The following is a 1183-nucleotide window of genomic DNA, read 5'->3' as shown; positions in this document are numbered from 1 at the left end:
CTCTTCTGAAAAATACAAAAGAAACCAGCCCCTCAAGCGATTTGGGAAGCTGGTTGTAATTCCACCTGATAACCCAGTTTCTCTAAACGCCTAACGAGTCGTTTCTCGATGGATTGCCGATTTTGCTCATCGAAGTAATTGCCTCCCAACTCTTTGTAGCCTTCTCTGTCACGTAAGATATGATAGATGATGACCAGGATGCTGTGACCGACGGCGACCATCGCTTTTTTGGGCCCACAGTGCGAGGCGAGTCGGCGATAGAGTGCAGAAAGATAGGTATTCTTGGTGTGTGCTGCCGCATGCGCTGCTTCCACTAAAATCTTACGGAGCCAGGGGCTCCCTTTGCGACTCCTCCCGCTGAGCCGTTTGCCTGCACTCTCGTGATTGCCTGGGCACATTCCCGCCCAGGATGCCAGGTGATTCGCCGTGGGAAAACGGCTCATATCCAGCCCAATTTCGGCAAGGATGATTTCAGCTGCACGTTGACGAATACCGGGTATCGTGCAGAGCAGCGCAATGGCTTGTGTCCAATTTACCGTGTGTTTCTCTGGGGTCTCTTGTTCATCTTTCGCGTCCTCATCTTGTTGGTGCGCCGTTTCGCTTCCACCGATCTCTTCTGGCGTGGCAGCTTCTGGTGAACGCATGCGCGTTTCAATTTCGTGTCCGACACGTGCAATCGCTCCATCTAGGGTGTCAATGTGGCTCAAGTGTTCCTTCAGAAGGAAGCGATGAGAAGAAGTGAGCGTGCCAACCAATGCCTGCTCAAGTTCTGCTCGTTTGGTTCGCATTCGTCCACGGGCCAGATCGGCAAGTGCCTGAGGGTCCGTTTGCCCCGCAAGCAACGCTTCCAGCATCGCACGTGCTGACTTGCCGAGAATGTCAGTAGCCACGTCTCCCAATTTGATGTTGGTATCTTCGAGCGTTTTCTGCAAGCGGTTGGCGGCGCGAGCTCGTTCTTCTACCAGATTGCAGCGGTAACGTGTCAATTCCCGGAGTTCCCGTTGCTCGGCAGGCGGAATGAAGCTTCCTTTGAGCAAGCCGTGTTGGAGGAGATCGGCAATCCACTCTGCGTCGCGCACATCGGTCTTGCGCCCAGGCACTGCTTTGATGTGCTGCGCGTTTACGACCAGGAGTTCAGCGTGGCCTTCCAAGATGTTAAAAATGGGTTTCCAATAGACTCCCG

Annotated in this window: 1 protein-coding gene; it reads right to left on the bottom strand. The window is 53.7% G+C overall.

What is annotated here, in order from left to right; all coding sequences use genetic code 11:
* Positions 1 to 32: 32 nt before the first annotated feature.
* A partial coding sequence (locus tag F1593_RS28060; RefSeq protein ID WP_149404849.1) for an IS110 family RNA-guided transposase occupies positions 33 to 1183 on the bottom strand: 1151 nt, incomplete at its 5' end.

This window comes from Dictyobacter arantiisoli (assembly GCF_008326305.1).
GTDB lineage: Bacteria > Chloroflexota > Ktedonobacteria > Ktedonobacterales > Ktedonobacteraceae > Dictyobacter > Dictyobacter arantiisoli.
Note: the sequence above shows the minus strand (reverse complement) of the source record. Positions and strands in the feature narration are given on the sequence as shown.